Genomic DNA, 20,984 nt, shown 5'->3' on the forward strand with positions numbered 1-20,984 from the left:
TTCATACGTTTTTCTATAAGAAAAGTTTCATTCTTAAGCCTAGTATCTGTGTCATTTGGAAGAATTGCAAGCACTTTAGTCGACAGCACGAGTGCTTTTTAGCATAATGAGTAGAGGAAGGAGGGGACAAGCATGTATTCCGTCGTATATATGAAGGCAGATTATGAGCCTTGGTACCAATTTGAAGAGTGGCAATCCCATATCTTAGACAGCTGGTCCTTCCAAACTGAAACAGAAGCACAGGCATTTCTTGAACATAAAGTAGAGGAATTTAAAGAGTCGTATACATTTTCAAAAGAGAAAAATGGGTTTTATGCTTTCTGGGATGGAAAAGAAGTCTGTTATTGCGAAAACTGTGAGGAAGATCTGCAACTGTATCATGGGTTATTTATCACTTCTGAACTAGCAGAATAATGTGATAATAGCTGTTGACGAACAGGGGTATATTGGTATAATTTAATTAACAATGTATAGCGAGCACCGTTTAACCATTCACATATCCTATGTAGTGATCGATGTGAACCCATCGGTACTTCATCGGATATGTGAATTTTTTTACTCGCATATTGATTATCTATTTGGAGGTTTTACACATGAAACAAGGTACAGTAAAATGGTTCAATGCAGAAAAAGGCTTCGGATTTATCGAAGTAGAAGGCGAGAACGATGTATTCGTACATTTCTCTGCAATCAATGGAGATGGTTTTAAATCACTTGACGAAGGACAAGCTGTAGAATTCGAAGTGGTTGAAGGAAATCGCGGACCTCAAGCTGCAAACGTTACAAAACTATAAGTAACAAAAAGCATGACCCGACTTGGGCCATGCTTTTTTAGTCTACCGATTGCAACGTAGAGATCACTTCAAATTCTTCTCCTTCGCCACCCGGCATACGAAATACTCGCTTCACTTCACCAAATCCTTCAACGAAATACTTCTCGATAACCGATTGATCTTCGCCTTCTTGACTGAGCATGATCACATCAGTGAATGTCTGAAAAGGAGTTTCGAGCGTCCCATCGACTTGTTCGATTGTCCATCCTCCGAACGCGGTTCCTTCTTCTAAGGGTAAAGAAAGATACGTTTCAAGTTCTGGCATCGATTCTAGTTCATTGAAAGGAGGAAAATCTGCTTCATAGGCTTCAACCTCTTCAAAAATTTTGACAATACGATTCTCTTCCACTCGGTAGATCCGCTGAACTACTGTTCCGCCGTTATCCTCAAGTGTACCGATATAGTCATCATATAAATACTGTGTTTCTAAAGTGTACGTGGCGTACTCATTTCCCATTCCTTCAAAACGAGCAATCGATTGATTTGGCATAAAGTACGTATGAAGGTCAGGCCCCATTTCTTGCGGTTCTTCAATCTCAGGCTCAGTTTCAGTTTCAGTTGACGGTGGGTCGTTCGGCTGAGGAGTTGTCGACGATTGATCAGTACACCCAACAAGCAGTGCTACAGCGAATAAAGAGATGATGCGAACTTTCACAGGACACGACCTCCTTTTACAGACTTTGACGTAGTGCTTTGGCCAGAAGTTTCATTTACCTGAAAAATTGGTATACTACCTACTAAGGGAGGAATGAAGATGCAGACACCAGACACTACTACACAATTAGATTTTTATGAGCGTTTACGTAAGTCTATCACGAGTTACTTTGAAAAAAAAGGAATTACCAAAGTGAGTTCCTTTTTACTTTTCGCTCCAGATATTTTTCATCTAATGGTCAAAACAATGGCAGATCCACGCGTAGACTTTAAAAGCAAAGCGTTACTCGGAAGCGGTATTGCCTATTTTGTAGCACCCGTAGATTTTTTACCAGAGCTTCTGGCAGGTCCAGGTGGGTTTGTTGACGATTTGATTATTGCAACGTTTGTGTTAAATCTTCTTGTGAACCGATTGTCGCCTGATTTATTAGAAGACCACTGGGCGGGGGACGACAAGCTCTTAACCACATTAAAACAATTGACAGCAAGTGGAGAGTCGATCTTGGGGAAACTTCCTACGAAATCGTTAATCGGAAACTTTATGAAACGAACGTAAAAAAACACATCCCAGCTCGGGATGTGTTTTTGTTATTAGTTCGTTACTGCTTGTTGCTCTTTCCACTCCAAATACTCATCATACGTTAGTTGTTTATCAAGGATTGTGCCGTCCGCTTGAATCTCAATCACTCGGTTCGCAATCGTTTGAATGAACTGATGGTCATGAGATGTGAACATCATAGCGCCTTTAAATGCAATCAATCCATTGTTCAATGCTTGAATCGATTCAAGGTCTAAGTGGTTAGTTGGCTCATCGAATAATAATACGTTTGATTCAGATAGCATCATTTTCGAAAGCATACAACGCACTTTTTCTCCACCTGATAAGACAGAAGGTTTTTTCTTCACTTCTTCACCTGAGAACAGCATACGTCCTAAGAAGCCACGCAAGAATGTCTCTGATTCATCGTCCGGTGAGTATTGACGCAACCAGTCGACAAGTGAAGTCTCTGACCCTTCAAAATAGCGCGCATTGTCGATAGGGAAGTACGCACGTGTTGTCGTCACACCCCAACGAACTGAACCAGATGTCGGTTCTTCTTCTTCCGCTAAAATACGAAGAAGAGCAGATTTTGCAAGCTCATCACCTAAAAGAACAATTTTATCGTCTTTATTTAGCATGAAGTGTGCATCTTTAATTAATGTTTGACCTTCTTGCTCGTACGTCAAGCCTTGCACTTGAAGGACATCGTTTCCAATTTCACGTTTCATCGAGAAGTTGACATACGGATACTTACGAGAAGATGGACGGATGTCATCTAGCTCAATTTTCTCAAGAGTTTTTTTACGAGATGTTGCTTGCTTTGATTTCGAAGCGTTGGCACTGAAGCGCGCAACGAATGCTTGCAACTCTTTGATTTTTTCTTCTTTTTTCTTATTCTGATCTTGCGCCATCTTCAGTGCAAGTTGACTTGATTCGTACCAGAAATCATAGTTCCCGACATAGACTTGGATTTTTCCGAAATCTAAATCGGCAATATGTGTACATACTTTATTTAGGAAGTGACGGTCGTGGGACACGACGATAACTGTATTTTCAAAGTTGATCAAGAACTCTTCTAACCACTGAATCGCTTTTAAATCTAAGTGGTTGGTAGGCTCATCGAGTAGTAAGACGTCTGGTTTGCCAAATAAAGCTTGTGCAAGAAGTACCTTTACTTTATCAGAACCATTCAAGTCACTCATTTTCTTCGTGTGCAACTCTTCAGAGATGCCAAGACCTTGTAAAAGAATTGCTGCTTCAGACTCAGCTTCCCAACCGTTCATATCTGCGAATTCGCCTTCTAATTCAGCAGCACGCATACCGTCTTCGTCCGAAAAGTCTTCTTTCATGTATATTGCATTTTTCTCATTCATGACTTCATACAAACGTTTGTGACCCATCATGACAGTTTCAAGAACTTGATGTTCTTCGTATTCAAAGTGGTTCTGCTTAAGGACTGCAAGACGCTCGTCTGTACCCATTGATACATGGCCCTCTTGTGGCTCTAGGTCACCAGATAGAATCTTGATGAACGTAGATTTCCCAGCACCGTTTGCACCGATTAACCCGTAACAGTTCCCAGCGGTAAATTTAATATTAACATCTTCAAAAAGTTTACGATCACCAAAACGTAAACTTACTTCACTTACTTGAATCATTTATATACCCTCCTGTTAAACACAATCATTTCATTATACCATGAAATGAGAAAAAGTCACTTCCAGTTCTTTTCGATGAACGCATCGCGACCTGATTGTGCACGGTCTTGCTTATAGTGATCGGGTTCTTTTTTATAAAAGTCTTGATGATAGTCTTCTGCTTCGTGGAACGCACTCGCCGGAAGGATGCGTGTGACAATGGGTTGTGAGAACTTCTCGCTATCGATTAAATCTTGCTTTGCTTTTTCAGCGAGAACGCGCTGCTCTTCTGTGTAATAGAAGATTGCGGTGCGGTATTGATCGCCTCGGTCCTGGAACTGTCCTTCGTCATCCGTCGGGTCGATTTGCTGCCAGAAGATCTCTAGTAGTTGCTCATAAGGGAAGAGGGACGGATCAAATTGAATCTCGACAACTTCTAAATGACCAGAAGTGCCCGTTTTCACATCTTCATAAGTTGGATTTTCTACGTGACCTCCCATGTAACCAGACGTTACTTTGTGAATCCCTTCATACGTATCAAATGGCTTGACCATACACCAAAAACAGCCACCTGCAAATGTTGCTTTTTCCATTAAAATCCCTCCAGTATGTGATGTGCTCGTAAAATTTTATCACTTCTTAGCAAACTATGAAACTAGTTGCTCTTGAATACGTTATGATAAAGATAGAAAGGGGTTATTACCATGGAACAAAGTCGAAGCGAGCTAAGAGGTCGTAAAAAACGTCGCTCGCCATTTAAACGGATTTTTGCATTTATTTTTATTCTATTCATTGGTCTTGTTGGATACGGAATTTTTACGTACTGGCAAGGCACCCAAATCGCGGACGGGGAAGCAAGTTCAGAACCGTTTGACGGAAGCGCTTATGACGGCGGAAGGATGAATGTCCTACTATTAGGTGTGGACAGCCGTGGTGAAGAGAAGTCTAGGACTGACACTATGATGGTAGCTTCGTGGGATCCTGAATCCAATGATGTTCGACTCATCTCTTTGATGCGTGATATTTATGCAGAGATTCCAGGGTATCAATCTTATAAATTAAATACGGCCTATTATCTCGGTGGAGCGGATTTGACGAGACAGACTATTGAAGGGATGTTTGGCATTCCCCTTCATCATTACGCACTCATTGACTTTACAAGTTTCGAGACGATGGTCGATATCCTTGCACCAAACGGAATCGAAATTGATGTTGAAAAAGATATGTCTGAAGAGATTGGTGTCGAACTCAAACAAGGGGTGCATCAATTGAACGGCCAAGAGTTACTAGGATATGCGCGCTTCCGAAAAGACGAAGAAGGTGATTTCGGTCGAGTGAGACGGCAACAAGTTGTCATTGAAGCACTTTCTAACGAAGTAACATCTGTCGGCAATCTTCATCGTCTTCCGAAGTTTGCGGGTGCTTTAAATGGGTACATTCAAACGGATATTACAAATACAGATAAGTTGAATTACTTGTTAGATGTGGCGCTAGGCGGAAGCCCTGAAGTAGAGCGTTTAACGATTCCTCGAGAAGGAGAATACCGCTACAATTCATACAGTCATGCAGGAAGCGTCATCGAAATTGATCAACAAGCAGCACAAGCAGCAATTGCTGAGTTCTTAGAGTAGGAGGATCTCTATGTTTGATGACAAGAAACCAGGTTTTTTTGATACACGCTTTATTCAATTTTTAGGCGGAAAAAATACAATCTTTGCTTTGTTATTGCTTCTACTGATTGGGTTGACGATTTTTATCTTTGATTTGGTATCGTTTGTCTTCAATCCATTCACCGTATTTTTAGGGAATGTCGTGTTACCGATTATTTTGGCGACTATTTTGTATTACTTGTTACGTCCGATTCTACGTTTACTTGAGAAAATAAAGGTTCCTCGTATTTGGGGAATACTGATTCTGTTCTTAGCAGTGATTGGATTGATTACACTTCTTGTATTCTTGGTGTTCCCATTTTTAAAAGATCAGACCATTCGATTTGTTGAGAACTTCCCAGAAGTTTTTTCTCAACTCATTAATAACATTACAATATGGCTACAAACATCGATGTTTTCAGGGATTTATAATTCACTAGAAGCAGATATCAATCAGTGGATACAAGAGATACCAAGTCAATTGGCGGTGTTCTTCCAAGATACGTTCGCACGTGTTGCAACGGGTATCAGTTCATTCATTGGAGCGATTACAAGTTTTGTACTTGCGATTGTTACCGTTCCATTTATCTTGTTCTATTTATTAAAAGATGGAGAAAAGTTACCACAATACTTTTTACGTCTATTGCCTCCGCGTATGCGTGAGGAGACGGCTCAAGTGTTTGCAGACATTGACCGTCAAATAAGTTCGTATATCCAGGGTCAGCTGTTAGTATCGGCAGCTATTGGAATTATGGTGTTCATCGGATTTAGCATCATCCAGATGCCATATGCAGTGTTATTAGGTGCTATTGCAATGGTGACGAGTGTGGTTCCCTATTTAGGGCCGATTATTGCAATAACACCAGCAGTAATTATTGCGCTCGTGCAGTCGCCATTCATGCTTCTCAAACTCGCTGCTGTATGGACGGTCGTGCAACTTGTTGAAGGAAAATTCATTTCTCCGCAGATTATGGGGAAAACGTTGCATATTCATCCGATTACCATCATATTCGTACTTGTAACAGCAGGTTCCTTATTTGGAGTGCCTGGCATTATCCTTGGGATTCCAGGGTATACTATAGTTAAAGTAATCGTAACTCACTTCTTCCGGTTATTTAAAATGCGGTATAATCGTTATGAACCGGTTGTGGAGAATCACTACGAATATTTATCGAAAACGAATAAGGTGGAGTAAGTATGAACTCGTTTGAATCCCATATTGAAAAAGGTCTTATCAAAATCGATACGGTGGTCGATCACCCGTATATCGAACATGGCATCAATTTATCCGGCACCATTTACATCGAGGGACTGGAGCAGCAAGAAGAGGTAGAAGACATCCGTTTAGAAGTATGCAAGAAAGAAAAACGTGAATTGATTGCAAAACTATCCTTTGAGCCAGTCGGCAATCCGGCATCAAAAGGAACGCTCATGATTCCGTTTGAAATCATGCCGGATGAACGCTGGGTGCCAGAAGAAGGGGAAGAAGCGACACAGCTCGTATTGACTACGACTGCATTCTTCTCAGATGGAAGCAGTTTGAGCGATGAAGACGAATTGATATTTGATATCGAAGAGTAGGCTTGAACTTTACGATTGCGTTTGATACAATCGCATCAATACAAAATTGCATATTCATTATCAAGAGAAGTCGAGGGACATGGCCCGGTGACGCTTCAGCAACCTCTGTTTGACAGAAAGGTGCTTCCTCCATCAAGTGCTGACTTGGAAGATAATACTACCGACACTCTGCCCTTGTTATGGGTAGAGTGTTTTTTTAAGGAGAGAAACCAATGCCAATCAATTTGCCGAAAGATTTACCTGTAATTGAAAAACTCCGTGATGAAAATATCTTCGTGATGGACCAAGAACGCGCGCACACGCAAGATATTCGTCCACTTGAAGTACTCATTGTCAATTTGATGCCGGAAAAAGAGAAAACCGAGCATCAGTTACTGCGTTTACTTGGAAATACGCCACTTCAGACGAATGTGACATTTTTACGTATGGCTAGTTATCAACCGAAAAATGTCAGTAGCAGTCACTTGGATCAGTTTTATACAGTATTCGAGGATATCAAAGACCGACGATTTGACGGAATGATTGTGACGGGCGCGCCGGTCGAGCAAATGCCCTTTGAAGAAGTGGCCTACTGGCCTGAGATTGTGACCTTGTTATTTTGGGCGAAGACGCATGTGACATCAACGTTATCGATTTGCTGGGGAGCTCAGGCCGTGCTTTATCACGAGTTTACTATCGAGAAAGAAGATTTACCGAAGAAATGTTCGGGAGTTTACCCACACTCGTTGTTAACACCTCATAGTCCGCTTGTTCGCGGATTCAATGATACGTTCTTGGCACCGCACTCTCGTCATACGACGGTCAGTTACGAAAAACTCTTGAAGCAGCCAGCCCTTGAAGTAGTAGCAGTTTCAGATCAAGCGGGTGTGTTTTTGGTGCAATCAAAAGACCAACGCCACATCATGGCAACTGGTCATTTAGAATATGATGCGACGACATTACGAGATGAATATGAGCGAGACATCGCAAAAGGATTGGAGTGCGAAGTGCCAGAGAATTATTTTCCTGATGATGACCCAACAAAAGATCCTCAAAACACGTGGCGTTCTCACACCCATTTATTGTTCTCGAATTGGTTAAATTATTATGTCTACCAGCAGACCCCTTTTGAGTGGAGCACTTCGTCATGAGCTTTGAAGAAAAGATCCGGGTTGCGTTCGGAAAGAGAGGCGAGGTGTGGCTAGTAGAACTCCCGAAACAACTTAAGAAGATCGCCTGTTTACATGAATTGACTGGACTGACGCCATTTTCGAACCTGTCTTACAATTATGTAGCCCGAGCAACGATGAAGGGGAAGTCTGTTGTCTTGAAGGTTGGTATACCCGGTACTGATTTCACAAATGAAGCAGTTGCTATGCAGGCCTTTGGAACGTTTGGAGTACCACAGCTCTTGTTTAAAAACACCGACTTCGGCTACTATATTATGGAAGATATATCGCCTGGTTATACACTAAATGTCCGATTTCCCGAAACGAGAACGAGTGTTCGTTTATTTGTGGAGCAGTGGAGGAGGTTGCATGACACGGAGGTGCCAACTACCGATTTGAATCAGTTACCACAAATTGAGCGATGGTTTGAGAGTTTAGAGACTCACTATGATGCGATTCCTGAAGATTGGCGATTAGAAGCAAAACGCGCTAAACAAAGAATTCATGAGTTGCAGCAAACGACGATTTTACATGGAGATTTGCATCATGAGAACATTTTGTGGGATGATTTGCGTGGATTTGTCATCATTGATCCAAAAGGCGTCGTTGGTCATAGATATTATGATTGTGTGCAATTTTTATTTAATAAGAACAAGAACTTGGATGAATTTAAATTAAAAGTTGAATTGTTGATTGATGAGCATGGATTTGAAGAGAATTTATTAGTGGATGCAATCAAAGCATTAGGAAATGTGTATTATGCATGGATGGTCGAAGATAGAGATCCCGTGGTTGGTGAACGAGTTGAAATGCTTGATTGGATTATGAGTAAATAGTGGATGATAGGAGACCAAGTAGAGAGGTCTCCATTGTTATTTTTTAAAATTAGTTTCCATAATATATATTATCTAAAGTTAAGTTTCATTAAGTAGTATACTTTAAACAATGAGATATTTGAGAAAAAACAAGATTTCATGCATGTGAAATTTCATCCGGTTTATCTACTCAATTAGTGAAAAATCGTTGGATATTTTGATAGTTGCTTTGAGCGACGAAAAGTTTAATTCTAGCGACGCAAATCGTGATAACTGCGACGCAAATTCAAACTTGAGCGCCGAATCCACTGCATGAGCATAATCCAGCGACGCAAACTTCCATTCTAGCGACGTATTTCTCACATACTGCGTCGAAAATGCAATTCCCAGCGACGAAACGATTTATTTCTCCTCACCATACCTCCCTTCTAACCAACTTTTAATCGTGTTTACCAAACTCCAGGAAAACCAAAAAGCACTTCCTCTCAAAGCTCAAGAGAAAATGCTTTTTAGTTTACTTCTATACTATAATTCCTTAACAGTTAGTTTTTCCACGGGTCCAGTTTGATCCACGTCAACTAAAAAACTACCGTTTGAATAGCGGTCTACAGATTTCATCTCTTTTACAGCAATTGGCTCGGAAACTCCAGCTGCTGTATGAGGAATGACAAAATCAGCATTTGACACGTACACCACATCAATCACGCGATGCGCATTCGACTTCAGTTCTCGAAGTACGACTACCCCACGCTTTGCACGTGAACTTGGCTCGAGCTCTTTTCTAGCAAGCTTTTTCATAGCTCCGCGGTGCGTCACTACAACAAAGAAGTCTTGGCTATCCTTTTTAATCAGTGTAAATGCAACGACTGAATCACCATCTTTTACATTGATGGCTTTGACTCCAGCTGTTTTAACTCCAGTAATCGGAACCTCATCTAATGAATACGACAACGCGTACGCACCCGACGTGAACAACGCAAGATCATCCGATGGACTTGCTAAACGAACCGCAACAATCCGGTCGTCTTTTTTTAACTTCATCGCTTTTAATGCGCGATTATAGCGCTGTACATAAAATTCTGCGAGCAATGAACGTTTGATTTGACCTTCAGCGGATACTGTTACAACTGTATAGTCTAACTCGAATGATTCAATCGCTTCTGCATGTATGATTTGCTCTGTAGGATCTAGCTGTACAATACTCGAAATATGTTGGCCAAGGTCTTTCCAACGAATCTCAGGCAGCTCATGAACCGGTTGGTAAATATAATTGCCGTGAGACGTAAACAACAACAAGTGATGCTGCGTATTGCTTGTTAGATCGAGTAACAGTGCATCGGTCTCTTTCATCGCAAAGTCTTTTCCGTTCGATGCCTGGTACGAACGAAGAGACGTACGTTTCACATAGCCTTCTTTTGTTACTGTTACGCGTACATCTTCACTTGGGATCAAGACGTCTAGCGTTAATTTAATTTCCTCGATTTCATCTTCAATGATTGAACGTCGTGTCTCTGCATACGCTTTGCGTAAATCTTGCAGTTCTTTTTTAATGACACGAATCAACTTCTTCTCATCACCTAAAATTCCTTGTAATTGCGTGACAAGTTTCGTTAAATCTGCGTGCTCTGCTTCAAGAGCCGTGATATCCGTATTGGTTAAACGGTAAAGTTGCAAGGAAACGATTGCTTCGGCTTGCTCTTCTGTAAACGCGTATTTTGTTTTTAAATTCTCTTTTGCATCACGCTTATCTTTTGAAGCTCGAATTGTAGCGATTACTTCGTCCAAGATGGATAAGGCTTTCATTAAACCTTCTACGATGTGAAGACGAGCTTTAGCACGTTTCAAATCATACTCTGATCGTTTGCGGATGACTTCTTTCTGGTGCTCCAGATAAGCATCGAGTAGTAAAGGCAACGTCATCATAGTCGGACGACGATTATGGATGGCAATCATATTGAAGTTATACGACACTTGAAGGTCTGTATTTTTGTAGAGATACTGTAAAATCCCGTGTGCATCAATATCTTTCTTCATCTCAACAACAATACGCAGTCCCGTGCGATCGGACTCATCGCGGATATCGGCAATGCCATCTAAACGTTTGTCTGAGCGCTGTTCATCCATTCGTTTGATCAGATTGGCTTTATTCACTTCATACGGAAGTTCTGTGATGACGATCTGTTGTTTGTTACCTTTGATCGTCTCAATTTCTGCTTTCGAGCGAATGATGATTTTTCCTTTGCCTGTCTCGTAGGCTTTCTTAATCCCCTCTACACCTTGAATGATACCACCAGTTGGGAAATCCGGTCCTTTCATAACGGTCATGAGTTCCTCGACCGTCACTGCGGAGTTTTCCATATACATAAACAAAGCATCAATCACTTCGTGCAAAGCGTGTGGTGGAATATCTGTCGCATATCCTGCTGAGATACCCGTCGATCCGTTGACGAGCAAGTTCGGGAAACGTGCAGGCAATACAGTCGGTTCTGAATCCGAATCATCGAAGTTTGGAATGAATTCGACAGTTTCTTTTTGAATATCACGCAGTAGCTCAGATGCGATAGGTGACAAGCGTGCTTCTGTATAACGCATAGCTGCTGGCGGATCTCCGTCAACAGACCCATTGTTCCCGTGCATCTCAACGAGTAGATTGCGAAGTTTCCAGTCCTGACTCATGCGGACCATCGCTTCATAAACCGAACTATCGCCGTGTGGGTGGTAGTTCCCGATAACATTCCCGACTGTTTTAGCCGATTTACGGAATGCTTTATCGTGTGTATTTCCTTCGGTGTACATCGCATATAAAATACGGCGTTGTACCGGTTTTAAACCGTCGCGTGCATCAGGAAGAGCACGGTCTTGGATGATGTATTTACTATACCTCCCGAAGCGGTCACCGATGACCTCTTCGAGTGGTAGATCTTGAAAACGTTCAACTTGTGACATTACACTTCACTCTCCATATGAATACGTTCATTCTCTAAAATCGTGCCATCTTCTTCTAGACTGAAGTCGACATTGTTCTCGATCCACTTCCGGCGTGGTTCTACTTTATCGCCCATCAAAGTGGTGACACGACGCTCTGCGCGACTGCCATCTTCAATTGTTACACGAATCAGAGTACGTGTCTCTGGGTTCATTGTCGTCTCCCAGAGCTGGTCCGCATTCATTTCACCAAGCCCTTTATAGCGTTGTAAGGCATAGCCCTTACCAATTTTTTTGATCGATTCTTGCAGTTCTTTTTCAGTCCAAGCATATGTGCTCACTTCTTTTTTCCCGGCACCTTTAAACACTTTGTACAATGGAGGAAGTGCAATATACACTTTGCCTGCTTCGATCAAAGGTTTCATATAGCGGTAGAAGAATGTGAGTAGCAATACTTGAATGTGTGCACCATCTGTATCGGCATCGGTCATAATAACAATTTTGTCGTACGCGATGTCTTCAACGTTGAAGTCTGCTCCGACGCCACCGCCGATTGCATGGATGATGGTAGAGATCTCTTCGTTTTTCATGATGTCGATCAATTTGGCTTTTTCAGTATTGATGACTTTTCCGCGAAGTGGCAAGATTGCTTGGAACGTGCGGTCACGCCCTTGCTTGGCTGAACCACCTGCAGAATCTCCCTCCACGAGATACAATTCATTGCGTTTTGCATTTCGTGACTGAGCAGGAGTCAACTTACCCGATAGTAATGTGTCGTTCTTTTTGCGCTTTTTGCCGCTTCTTGCTTCTTCACGTGCTTTTCGGGCTGCTTCACGTGCTTGTTGTGCACGAATTGCTTTTCGAATCAAGGAAGCTGTCAGTTCAGCATTTTCCTCTAAAGTATATTGCAACTTTTCAGAGATTACCGTATCCACTGCGCTACGTGCCTCATTCGTTCCAAGCTTCCCTTTTGTCTGCCCTTCAAACTGCAACATATTTTCGGGGATGCGGACAGAGATGATAGCCGCGATACCTTCTCGGACATCGGACCCATCTAAGTTTTTATCTTTTTCTTTCAACAAGCCCGTCTTACGTGCATAGTCATTGAACACACGTGTCAGTGCTGCTTTCGCACCTGTCTCATGAGTTCCGCCATCGCGCGTTCTGACATTGTTAACGAATGACAAGATGGTCTCTGAGTAGCCATCATTGAACTGGAAGGCAAACTCCACTTCGATTTCAGACTGAATACCTTCCATATAGAATACATTATGAAGTGTATCTTTCTCTTCGTTCAAATAACCAACGAACGCTTCTATTCCTGTCTCATAGAAATACACTTCTTCAATGTCTGTACGCTCATCTTTTAATGTGATGCGCAATCCTTTCAATAGGAAGGCGGACTCACGGAGACGCTCACTTAATGTTTCGAAATTATATTTTGTGACTGAAAAAATCGTATCATCCGGCAAGAAACGGACAAGTGTCCCCGTCTCTTTCGTCTTCCCCGTCTCATGCAGCGCCACTTCGACTTTGCCGCCGTGCGAGAACTTTTGATAGAACTTCTTGCCGTCCCGGTGGATCTCGACTTCTACCTCACTGGAGAGTGCGTTCACTACAGAAGCACCTACCCCGTGGAGGCCTCCACTCGTTTTATAACCGCCTTGGCCAAATTTCCCTCCGGCATGCAGTACGGTGAAAATTACTTCTGCTGTCGGTTTCCCTGTTTTATGTGTTCCTGTAGGCATACCGCGTCCGTAATCCCGAACGGATATGCTGTTGTCGTCATGTATCGTTACATCGATCTGTGTGCCAAATCCAGCTAAGCTCTCATCTACTGCGTTATCGACAATCTCGTAGACCAAATGGTGTAAACCACGTGTATCTGTCGAGCCGATATACATCCCAGGACGCTTGCGGACGGCTTCGAGACCTTCTAATACTTGAATATCATCATCTGTGTAGGCTGTTAATGTCTGTTTTGCCAAGTTGTTCTCCCCTATCAAACATGCGTTCTATTTTTAACGATACGCTTGTCTAGCAGTGCTGTCAACCGCTAGACCGTCATTCTATAAGTGTAAAGAAACAGTGAAAAGATTGCAATGCAGTATGTCCAATCAAAATTCGAATATGGTACACTACTAGTAGCAAAAGAGACATTTAAAGGAGACTGCCATGACTACAGCACTAGTACTTTTACTTGCCTACTTACTCGGGTCTATTCCGACAGGCCTTATTATAGGAAAGATTTTCTTCAAAACCGACATTCGTGAACATGGGAGTGGGAACCTCGGAGGGACAAACACCTTCCGCGTACTCGGTAAACCCGCGGGTCTGATTGTATCACTGATCGATATTTTAAAAGGAACAGCTGCCGTATTGCTCGTTGCATTGCCAGTATTCGCAGACGTCGGCATTCATCCATTGGTTTTAGGTGCGGTTGCGGTCATTGGCCATATGTATCCTGTGTTTGCAGGATTTCGAGGTGGAAAAGCCGTTGCGACTTCTGCGGGTGTATTACTCGGCTATAACTGGTTGTTCTTCTTGATCTTACTTGGATTATTCTTCTTATTGTTAAAACTGACAAAGATGGTGTCTCTGACATCAATTTTACTTTCACTCATCGCCTTTTTGATGGCGGTCGGGTCACATTTCTTGATTCGACCGGACGTTCCACTTATTCTGTTAATAAGCGTCTTGTTGGTGTTCATCGTGTATCGTCATCGCGCGAACATCACACGAATTCGTCAAGGAACAGAACCAAAAATAACGTGGATCTAGGAAGTGATACAGATGAAAATCGAAATTTCACAACAAGCACTCGAGTGGTTCGTGCAGGAAATGGAAGCGCGCTCGGGAGAATGGATTCAATTTTACGCACGGTACGGCGGTAGCAGCATACTTCATGAAGGATTTACGCTTGGTATGACAAAAGCAGAGCCGGATGAAGCAGCTATCCAACAAGATGAAAATGGCATTCATTTTTATATCGAAGAACGCGACTTATGGTACTTCGATGGACATGGTTTGCATGTCCACTTAAATGAAGACCGAAAAGAAATTGAATTTGACTATAAAAAAGGATCGTAACCCTTAGAGGGTGCGATCCTTTTTCTCTAAAAATTTTGCATATTGATCCTCGATGCCTTCTAGCCGCAATACCTTCTCCTGCCATTCCCCAAATAAATCAAAGTGGGGATACGATTCTTTTCGATCGATCCATTGCTTTTTCAAGCCATATTGTTCTCCCCACTTAGCCAGTTGATCAATATCTTGGGCACCTACTTTTGTGACAGAGGTAGACCCTGGGAATCGTGGGTCCATCCAATAATGCGTTAAAAAAGCAATTTCTCCTTGCTGTATTTTTGACTTCCATTGTACGAGCTCGTCACGCGTGATTCCGAATGCCATTATGTATTCACACACGCATTCTCATATGCCTCATGCCATTCTTTATCTACCTTAGATAAAGGGACAGGGCGGAACGTCTCTTTCGCTACAAGGGTATGAATCGTTTTAGCCGTTGCTGCAACCGTCCCATCCTCTTTGACCACTTCATATCCATAAATCGTCTTCAAACGACTATACGAGTCTATCCAAGTTGAAACCGTCACTGTCTCGCCGTATCTGACACTTTGTTTATATTGAATGGATACATCGAGAACCGGCGATAGAAATCCTTTTTCCTCAAGTCCCGCATAATCGAATCCTAAATCCTTTATCAATTGTGTGCGGCCCATCTCTAACCAAACTAAATAATTGGCGTGATAGACGACACCCATTTGATCCGTTTCTGCGTAGCGCACTTCAATTAATTTTGTACTTTTCAAGTTGCTTCACCTCAAGTAACAGTATACATGATACAAGTTAGTTCTAGCGAAAAGATAGTACTATTCAAATATAATGTATTACTTTATTAAAATTATTTAAATATAACTTTATGTGAATTGCGTTATTATACTCACTTATATTGTGTTTTTGGCATAACAAAACCCCTCCCCACCGAAGTGGAGAGAGGTTGTTTAAAAACTTATGCTTCTAACATTTTGTTACGAAGTACCATTTGAAGGATACCACCATGACGGTAGTAATCTACTTCTACTTCAGAGTCGAAGCGAGCAAGTACTTGGAATGTCTTTTCAGAACCATCTTTTGCTTTTGCAGTAACAGTTAAGATATCACGTGGTTTAACGCCTTCTGCGATATTCACGCTGATCTCTTCAGTTCCAGTCAAACCAAGTGTCTCTGCGCTCTCACCCTTCATGAATTGAAGTGGAAGCACGCCCATCATGACAAGGTTTGAACGGTGAATACGCTCATAGCTTTCTGCGATAACTGTTTTGATGCCTAGAAGGTTTGTACCTTTCGCAGCCCAGTCACGAGAAGAACCCATACCGTAATCTTTACCAGCAAGAACAACAAGTCCTGTACCATCTTGTTGGTACTTCATTGCTGCATCATAGATTGCCATGATTTCACCAGTTGGCCAGTACGTCGTGTAACCGCCCTCTGTACCTGGTGCTACTTGGTTACGGATACGGATGTTTGCAAACGTACCACGCATCATGACTTCATGGTTCCCACGGCGTGAACCGTATGAGTTGAAGTCACGGATCTCTACGCCATTCTCACGAAGGTAGCGACCTGCTGGTGTGTCTTTACCAATCGCTCCGGCTGGAGAGATATGGTCTGTTGTAATTGAATCGCCAAATTTCGCAATAACGCGAAGTCCAGCAAGTGTTTGAATGTCTTGTGGCTCTTTCGATAGACCTTCGAAGAACGGTGGGTTCTGAATGTATGTTGAGTTCTCATCGAACGCATACAGGTCATCGTCTGGAGTTTCAATTGCATTCCACTCTTCGTTCTCTGTGAATACGCGTGCGTACTCTTTGCGGAACAATTCAGGTGTTACTGTAGAGTGAACAGCTTCTTTCACTTCTTCAGTTGTTGGCCAGATATCTTTGAAGAATACGTCGTTCCCGTCTTTGTCTTGACCGATTGGGTCGTTTTGAAGATCGATATCAACCGTACCTGCAAGTGCATACGCCACAACCAGTGGTGGTGAAGCCAAATAGTTTGCTTTTACTAATGGGTGAACACGGCCTTCAAAGTTACGGTTACCAGAAAGTACGGAAGTCACTAGTAAATCGTTATCGATGATGCCTTTCTCGATTTCAGGAAGAAGTGGTCCTGAGTTCCCGATACATGTTGTACAGCCGTATCCAACTAAGTTGAAGCCGATTTGCTCAAGTGGTGCGAGCAGTCCTGAATCTTGAAGATAGCCTGTTACAACTTTTGAACCTGGTGCTAATGAAGTCTTCACGTAAGCAGGAGGAGTTAATCCTTTTTCAACTGCTTTCTTTGCTACAAGACCAGCGCCAAGCATTACGTATGGGTTGGAAGTGTTCGTACAAGAAGTGATTGCAGCGATTGCAACAGCACCTGTAGGAATCGTTACTTCTTTGCCATCAAGCTCGATTTCTGCAGTTTTTGCGAACTCTTTCTTTGAAAGACCGAAACCTTGGTTTCCTTGTGGAGCGACTACAGCTTTGTTGAATTCTTCTTTCATTGCTGAAAGTGGAATCAAATCTTGTGGACGCTTAGGACCTGAAAGGTTTGGTTCGATTGCAGAAAGGTCTAATTCAATGATGTCTGTGTATGTTGGTTCAACTGAATCTGCTGTGAAGAACATGTCGTTTGCTTGTAAGTAAGCTTTCACGACTTCAATGTTCTCGTCTTCACGGCCAGTTAAGCGCATGTAGTCAAGTGCCTCTTCGTCAACTGGGAAGAAACCACATGTAGCACCGTACTCAGGAGCCATGTTGGCAATCGTTGCACGGTCAGCAAGTGGAAGTTGAACAACGCCAGGTCCGAAGAACTCAACGAATTTACCAACTACGCCAGCTTTACGTAAAACTTCTGTTACTTTAAGTGCCAAGTCAGTTGCAGTCGTTCCGTTTGGAAGGTCTCCAACTAAACGTACACCGATAACTTCTGGGATTGGGAAATAGGAAGGTTGACCAAGCATTCCAGCCTCAGCTTCGATACCACCAACACCCCATCCAAGTACACCGATACCGTTGATCATCGTTGTATGAGAATCTGTACCGACTAATGTATCTGGGAATGTTTCAAATGTACCGTCTTCATTTTCAACAGCATGGACAACATTCGCTAAGTACTCTAAGTTTACTTGGTGAACGATACCAGTTGCTGGTGGAACTGCACGGTAGTTGTCGTATGCTTTTTGTGCCCAGCTAAGGAACTGGTAACGCTCTGCATTACGCTCAAACTCAAGCTCCATGTTTATACGAAGCGCATCGTTTGTACCGTATTTATCAACCTGAACTGAGTGGTCAATTACAAGGTCCACTGGGATTTCAGGATTGATTTTTGATGGGTCTCCACCCATTTTAGCCATTGCTGAACGTAATGCAGCAAGGTCAACGACTACAGGAACTCCTGTGAAATCTTGAAGGATAACGCGTGAAGGTTTGAATGGTACCTCTGCTTCTGGGTCGTTTTCTTTGCCCCAGTTTGCTAGTTTGCCAACGTGATCTTCTTTGATCACATACCCGTCGTATTGACGAAGTACAGACTCAAGAAGAACTTTAATTGAATACGGCAGACGTGAAACGTTTGCGATTCCAGCTTCTTCTAAAGCTTTCAGACGGTAGTAGTTGTACGTTTTGCCATTGACTTCGAATGAAGCACGGCTTTGGTGTAAGTTACTTTTTGCCATCGTGTTTCCTCCTTTACAATCTTGAAAGAGACATATGTCGCTTTTCTCCACTATTAATCATACGCTACCTAGATTGATAAGTAAATTACATTAAAATTATAAATCTTGATAAGTATTGTTTATATCTTTAATTGTTTTCGGACTTCTTGTAGCTGCTTCACATGGCGGAGTTCGTGGTACCCAAGAAAATCAAACCATTGTTCCAAGGATAGATAGCCAAACACAGGATGTTTCATCGCGAGTTGCTTTTTCTGTTCACGTGAAAAGCTCTTGTACATCTCAAGCACATCCATCCGAGACTCGAACAATAGATTGAGTATCTCATTTTTTGACTTCTCGGCAGCCTGTGGGTCGACAGGTGCTGGTGCATGCACTTTGAGGCTACGAACTGTTGTGAAGCGAATCGGTTTTTTAACTGTTTTCTTTTCCTCGGTCTTTCCTTTTTTCATCAAGGATGCGATGTACCTATCCATCAACGCAATATGTTCGCTTACTTCTTTTGGACTCCAAGTAGTAGCGTCTGGTTTTCGATTGAAGTCTTGCTCAGAAACGGTATGAAGTTCTTGAATCAGTTTGTCACGTGTCGCGTTTAAGTGTTTTAAAGTATCCATAACTATCTCCTCACAGTAAAAAGAGTGGAAAGCTCTTCCACTCTTTTAGTAAAATTGAATAAAGTCAAAGGCGAGAGTAACAACGAACAGACTGTGAAGTGCAGCGAACCACATGCCGTGTTTTGTCCAACGCTTATGCATCTCCTGATCCATAGTTGTGTACCTCCTTTTGTTTTTAGTATACAATCTTTCAGAACATTTGAAAAATATTTTCCTTTGAAAGGGTGGTAAAAATGAAAGAAGCTTTACTCGTAGTTGATTATACAGTAGATTTTGTAGCAGATGATGGTGCTTTGACTTGTGGCAAACCAGGACAAGCGATCGAGGGTAAAATCGTAGCGTTATGTGAAGAATTTGCTAGCAGCAATAAAGTCATTGTGTTCCCCGTTGATTTACATTATAAAGATGATCCGCATCATCCGGAAACAAAACTTTTTCCTCCACACAATATAGAAGGAACTTCCGGGCGCGATTTGTATGGTGAACTTGCTTCATTTTATGAAACGAATAAGCAGAGCGTCTATTGGATGGACAAGCGTCGCTATAGTTCATTTGCTGGCACGAACCTTGATCAATACTTACGCGAGCGAAAAGTAGATACAGTTCATATAGTAGGGGTTTGTACAGACATCTGTGTTCTTCATACAGCCGTCGATGCTTACAATCTCGGATACTCGATCGTCATTCATCAAGATGCAGTCGCATCCTTTGATCCACAAGGCCACGAATGGGCTCTCCGGCACTTTGCATCGACATTAGGTGCGGTCGTAAAATAATTTTTTAAGAAAAAGGTTTATACTTTCTTGTCTTAGGTTATTTAAAGAGTGTACTCATACACTAACATTAGACAAGGAGTGAAGGAAAATGGGATTCATTTTATACTTAATCGTAGGCGGTATCATCGGGTGGTTAGCTGGACTTATTCTTGGTAAAGATATTCCTGGTGGTATTATCGGAAACATCATCGCAGGTATCGTAGGTGCTTGGGTAGGTGGACTACTCTTCCCTGATTTAGGTCCTGTAATAGCGGACATCGCGATTATTCCAGCATTGATTGGTGCTATTATCGTAGTGTTCATCGTATCATTCATTTTAAAATCTATGCGTAAAGCATAATGAAAAGCCTCCCGAATCTGGGAGGCTTTTACTTGGCTTGGGTGACTTGTTCAGGATAGTTTTCTTTGTACAAGGAGTAAAAATGAAGGACATCCGCTACATATTGATCACTGCGGTTGTATAAAAAGATGGCTGATTCCAAGTCTCCGTCTGCAGCACCGTTTGATCCTAAATAATTGGCAGCGCTATAGACCGCATCGGTGATATTGTACGGGTCAGCAATGCCATCCCCGTCTCCATCCACACCATATCCCCCGTAATACGCAATCACTTCAGGATCTGTCTTTTCCTCTTCAGGAATCTCCCCTTCCCCTAGTCCCCCGCACGTCGGATGCGTCCAGCCAACAAATGTACATGGCATAAACTGCATATGCCCTTCTGCACCAACTGGTGACAACAGTGGATCCATCGTTGAAAAACGCGTCTCAATCCGGTGATGGGCAGCAAGTAGTTGCCACGGCACGCCGTATTCAAGTTCTGCAGATTGATAGACCGCAACGTACTCCTCAGGAATTTCGGGATCGCGGAATTCGATGACTTTTGAGTCGACAAATTGGCCGATCTCATGAGTCCATGCGATATTCCGCAGCTCATGCCAGCCAATAACGCTTATAAAATAGGCTACAACCATGATAGGCAAAAACAAGAGAAGTGCCCACAAACGGAAGTAGATGCGTGATTTTAATTTGGATTTTTGTTGTTTTTTCATATCCGTTCACCTTTTCATTTCGC

The 20,984-nt window shown here is 42.3% G+C and carries 22 protein-coding genes and 1 riboswitch; of the genes, 12 read left to right on the forward strand and 10 right to left on the reverse strand.

What is annotated here, in order from left to right:
- Positions 1 to 132: 132 nt before the first annotated feature.
- Both JOD03_RS02625 and JOD03_RS02630 read left to right on the forward strand, forming a co-directional pair.
- Positions 133 to 414 carry a DUF1033 family protein gene (locus JOD03_RS02625; protein ID WP_204589249.1) on the forward strand — a complete coding sequence of 94 codons (282 nt, stop codon included), beginning with the start codon at positions 133 to 135 and terminating at the stop codon, positions 412 to 414.
- Between the two features lie 179 nt (positions 415 to 593).
- Complete coding sequence (locus tag JOD03_RS02630; RefSeq protein WP_094941967.1) at positions 594 to 794, forward strand: cold-shock protein; 201 nt, start codon at positions 594 to 596, stop codon at positions 792 to 794.
- Between the two features lie 37 nt (positions 795 to 831).
- Here the strand turns inward: JOD03_RS02630 and JOD03_RS02635 are convergent, their stop codons facing one another.
- Complete coding sequence (locus JOD03_RS02635; RefSeq protein WP_204589250.1) at positions 832 to 1,488, reverse strand: hypothetical protein; 657 nt, start codon at positions 1,486 to 1,488, stop codon at positions 832 to 834.
- Positions 1,489 to 1,587: 99 nt separating this feature from the next.
- Here JOD03_RS02635 and JOD03_RS02640 point away from each other — a divergent pair, with 99 nt between their 5' ends.
- A complete protein-coding gene (locus JOD03_RS02640; protein ID WP_239584755.1) occupies positions 1,588 to 2,043 on the forward strand; it encodes a YkvA family protein in 456 nt (151 codons plus the stop codon).
- Between the two features lie 35 nt (positions 2,044 to 2,078).
- On the opposite strand, the gene JOD03_RS02645 is transcribed toward JOD03_RS02640, so the two are convergent.
- Positions 2,079 to 3,686 (reverse strand): ABC-F family ATP-binding cassette domain-containing protein, encoded by a 1,608-nt coding sequence (locus JOD03_RS02645; protein WP_204589252.1) that lies wholly within the window; start codon positions 3,684 to 3,686, stop codon positions 2,079 to 2,081.
- Between the two features lie 56 nt (positions 3,687 to 3,742).
- Positions 3,743 to 4,258 (reverse strand): peptide-methionine (S)-S-oxide reductase MsrA, encoded by a 516-nt coding sequence (gene msrA, locus JOD03_RS02650; RefSeq protein ID WP_204589253.1) that lies wholly within the window; start codon positions 4,256 to 4,258, stop codon positions 3,743 to 3,745.
- A 111-nt stretch (positions 4,259 to 4,369) separates the two neighbouring features.
- On the opposite strand from msrA, the gene JOD03_RS02655 reads away from it, so the two are divergent.
- The 5 genes from JOD03_RS02655 to JOD03_RS02675 all read left to right on the forward strand — a co-directional run bounded on the left by JOD03_RS02655 (position 4,370) and on the right by JOD03_RS02675 (position 8,879).
- A complete protein-coding gene (locus tag JOD03_RS02655) occupies positions 4,370 to 5,296 on the forward strand; it encodes an LCP family protein (RefSeq protein WP_204589254.1) in 927 nt (308 codons plus the stop codon).
- A gap of 10 nt (positions 5,297 to 5,306) precedes the next feature.
- Entirely contained in the window at positions 5,307 to 6,509 is a 1,203-nt protein-coding gene (locus tag JOD03_RS02660; protein ID WP_204589255.1) for an AI-2E family transporter, read from the forward strand.
- A gap of 2 nt (positions 6,510 to 6,511) precedes the next feature.
- A complete protein-coding gene (locus JOD03_RS02665; protein ID WP_204589256.1) occupies positions 6,512 to 6,895 on the forward strand; it encodes a sporulation protein in 384 nt (127 codons plus the stop codon).
- 54 nt (positions 6,896 to 6,949) lie between these two features.
- Positions 6,950 to 7,053, forward strand: a riboswitch (SAM riboswitch).
- Between the two features lie 54 nt (positions 7,054 to 7,107).
- Complete coding sequence (gene metA / locus JOD03_RS02670; protein ID WP_204589257.1) at positions 7,108 to 8,025, forward strand: homoserine O-acetyltransferase MetA; 918 nt, start codon at positions 7,108 to 7,110, stop codon at positions 8,023 to 8,025.
- The gene (locus JOD03_RS02675) at positions 8,022 to 8,879 is read left to right on the forward strand and encodes an aminoglycoside phosphotransferase family protein (RefSeq protein ID WP_204589258.1); all 858 of its coding nucleotides are present in this window, start codon (positions 8,022 to 8,024) and stop codon (positions 8,877 to 8,879) included. Before metA ends, JOD03_RS02675 begins: the two co-directional genes overlap by 4 nt.
- Positions 8,880 to 9,383: 504 nt before the next feature.
- On the opposite strand, the gene parC is transcribed toward JOD03_RS02675, so the two are convergent.
- Both parC and parE read right to left on the reverse strand, forming a co-directional pair.
- Positions 9,384 to 11,804, reverse strand: coding sequence for a DNA topoisomerase IV subunit A (gene parC, locus JOD03_RS02680; RefSeq protein WP_204589259.1), 2,421 nt, complete (start codon positions 11,802 to 11,804; stop codon positions 9,384 to 9,386).
- The gene (gene parE, locus JOD03_RS02685; RefSeq protein WP_204589260.1) at positions 11,804 to 13,771 is read right to left on the reverse strand and encodes a DNA topoisomerase IV subunit B; all 1,968 of its coding nucleotides are present in this window, start codon (positions 13,769 to 13,771) and stop codon (positions 11,804 to 11,806) included. The genes parC and parE overlap by 1 nt, the downstream gene beginning before the upstream one ends.
- Before the next feature lie 187 nt (positions 13,772 to 13,958).
- Between parE and plsY the strand changes: the two genes are divergently transcribed.
- Positions 13,959 to 14,564, forward strand: a complete 606-nt coding sequence (gene plsY / locus JOD03_RS02690; protein ID WP_204589261.1) for a glycerol-3-phosphate 1-O-acyltransferase PlsY — start codon at positions 13,959 to 13,961, stop codon at positions 14,562 to 14,564.
- A 12-nt stretch (positions 14,565 to 14,576) separates the two neighbouring features.
- Entirely contained in the window at positions 14,577 to 14,873 is a 297-nt protein-coding gene (locus JOD03_RS02695; protein WP_204589262.1) for a HesB/YadR/YfhF family protein, read from the forward strand.
- A 3-nt stretch (positions 14,874 to 14,876) separates the two neighbouring features.
- On the opposite strand, the gene JOD03_RS02700 is transcribed toward JOD03_RS02695, so the two are convergent.
- The 4 genes from JOD03_RS02700 to JOD03_RS02715 form a co-directional block, all read right to left on the reverse strand.
- A complete protein-coding gene (locus JOD03_RS02700; RefSeq protein ID WP_204589263.1) occupies positions 14,877 to 15,194 on the reverse strand; it encodes a hypothetical protein in 318 nt (105 codons plus the stop codon).
- Positions 15,194 to 15,613 (reverse strand): acyl-CoA thioesterase, encoded by a 420-nt coding sequence (locus JOD03_RS02705; RefSeq protein WP_392456602.1) that lies wholly within the window; start codon positions 15,611 to 15,613, stop codon positions 15,194 to 15,196. The genes JOD03_RS02700 and JOD03_RS02705 overlap by 1 nt, the downstream gene beginning before the upstream one ends.
- 200 nt (positions 15,614 to 15,813) lie before the next feature.
- Positions 15,814 to 18,525, reverse strand: coding sequence for an aconitate hydratase AcnA (gene acnA / locus JOD03_RS02710; RefSeq protein ID WP_204589264.1), 2,712 nt, complete (start codon positions 18,523 to 18,525; stop codon positions 15,814 to 15,816).
- A gap of 119 nt (positions 18,526 to 18,644) precedes the next feature.
- Positions 18,645 to 19,136 carry a DinB family protein gene (locus JOD03_RS02715; protein WP_204589265.1) on the reverse strand — a complete coding sequence of 164 codons (492 nt, stop codon included), beginning with the start codon at positions 19,134 to 19,136 and terminating at the stop codon, positions 18,645 to 18,647.
- A 233-nt stretch (positions 19,137 to 19,369) separates the two neighbouring features.
- Here JOD03_RS02715 and JOD03_RS02720 point away from each other — a divergent pair, with 233 nt between their 5' ends.
- Both JOD03_RS02720 and JOD03_RS02725 read left to right on the forward strand, forming a co-directional pair.
- Positions 19,370 to 19,912, forward strand: coding sequence for a cysteine hydrolase family protein (locus JOD03_RS02720; RefSeq protein WP_204589266.1), 543 nt, complete (start codon positions 19,370 to 19,372; stop codon positions 19,910 to 19,912).
- An 88-nt stretch (positions 19,913 to 20,000) separates the two neighbouring features.
- On the forward strand, positions 20,001 to 20,252 hold the full coding sequence (locus JOD03_RS02725) for a GlsB/YeaQ/YmgE family stress response membrane protein (protein WP_204589267.1): 252 nt from the start codon (positions 20,001 to 20,003) through the stop codon (positions 20,250 to 20,252).
- Between the two features lie 28 nt (positions 20,253 to 20,280).
- On the opposite strand, the gene JOD03_RS02730 is transcribed toward JOD03_RS02725, so the two are convergent.
- On the reverse strand, positions 20,281 to 20,961 hold the full coding sequence (locus JOD03_RS02730) for a lytic transglycosylase domain-containing protein (protein WP_204589268.1): 681 nt from the start codon (positions 20,959 to 20,961) through the stop codon (positions 20,281 to 20,283).
- Positions 20,962 to 20,984: the final 23 nt, after the last annotated feature.

Source organism: Chryseomicrobium aureum (assembly GCF_016909155.1).
Taxonomy (GTDB): domain Bacteria; phylum Bacillota; class Bacilli; order Bacillales_A; family Planococcaceae; genus Chryseomicrobium; species Chryseomicrobium aureum.

Excerpts from the sequence above, each read along its gene's own strand:
- JOD03_RS02625 (WP_204589249.1), top strand. The coding sequence starts at position 133 with ATGTATTCCGTCGTATATATGAAGGCAGATTATGAGCCTTGGTACCAA.
- JOD03_RS02630 (WP_094941967.1), top strand. The coding sequence starts at position 594 with ATGAAACAAGGTACAGTAAAATGGTTCAATGCAGAAAAAGGCTTCGGA.
- JOD03_RS02640 (WP_239584755.1), top strand. The coding sequence starts at position 1,588 with ATGCAGACACCAGACACTACTACACAATTAGATTTTTATGAGCGTTTA.
- JOD03_RS02645 (WP_204589252.1), bottom strand. The coding sequence starts at position 3,686 with ATGATTCAAGTAAGTGAAGTAAGTTTACGTTTTGGTGATCGTAAACTT.
- msrA (WP_204589253.1), bottom strand. The coding sequence starts at position 4,258 with ATGGAAAAAGCAACATTTGCAGGTGGCTGTTTTTGGTGTATGGTCAAG.
- JOD03_RS02655 (WP_204589254.1), top strand. The coding sequence starts at position 4,370 with ATGGAACAAAGTCGAAGCGAGCTAAGAGGTCGTAAAAAACGTCGCTCG.
- JOD03_RS02660 (WP_204589255.1), top strand. The coding sequence starts at position 5,307 with ATGTTTGATGACAAGAAACCAGGTTTTTTTGATACACGCTTTATTCAA.
- JOD03_RS02665 (WP_204589256.1), top strand. The coding sequence starts at position 6,512 with ATGAACTCGTTTGAATCCCATATTGAAAAAGGTCTTATCAAAATCGAT.
- metA (WP_204589257.1), top strand. The coding sequence starts at position 7,108 with ATGCCAATCAATTTGCCGAAAGATTTACCTGTAATTGAAAAACTCCGT.
- JOD03_RS02675 (WP_204589258.1), top strand. The coding sequence starts at position 8,022 with ATGAGCTTTGAAGAAAAGATCCGGGTTGCGTTCGGAAAGAGAGGCGAG.
- parC (WP_204589259.1), bottom strand. The coding sequence starts at position 11,804 with ATGTCACAAGTTGAACGTTTTCAAGATCTACCACTCGAAGAGGTCATC.
- plsY (WP_204589261.1), top strand. The coding sequence starts at position 13,959 with ATGACTACAGCACTAGTACTTTTACTTGCCTACTTACTCGGGTCTATT.
- JOD03_RS02695 (WP_204589262.1), top strand. The coding sequence starts at position 14,577 with ATGAAAATCGAAATTTCACAACAAGCACTCGAGTGGTTCGTGCAGGAA.
- JOD03_RS02700 (WP_204589263.1), bottom strand. The coding sequence starts at position 15,194 with ATGGCATTCGGAATCACGCGTGACGAGCTCGTACAATGGAAGTCAAAA.
- acnA (WP_204589264.1), bottom strand. The coding sequence starts at position 18,525 with ATGGCAAAAAGTAACTTACACCAAAGCCGTGCTTCATTCGAAGTCAAT.
- JOD03_RS02715 (WP_204589265.1), bottom strand. The coding sequence starts at position 19,136 with ATGGATACTTTAAAACACTTAAACGCGACACGTGACAAACTGATTCAA.
- JOD03_RS02720 (WP_204589266.1), top strand. The coding sequence starts at position 19,370 with ATGAAAGAAGCTTTACTCGTAGTTGATTATACAGTAGATTTTGTAGCA.
- JOD03_RS02725 (WP_204589267.1), top strand. The coding sequence starts at position 20,001 with ATGGGATTCATTTTATACTTAATCGTAGGCGGTATCATCGGGTGGTTA.
- JOD03_RS02730 (WP_204589268.1), bottom strand. The coding sequence starts at position 20,961 with ATGAAAAAACAACAAAAATCCAAATTAAAATCACGCATCTACTTCCGT.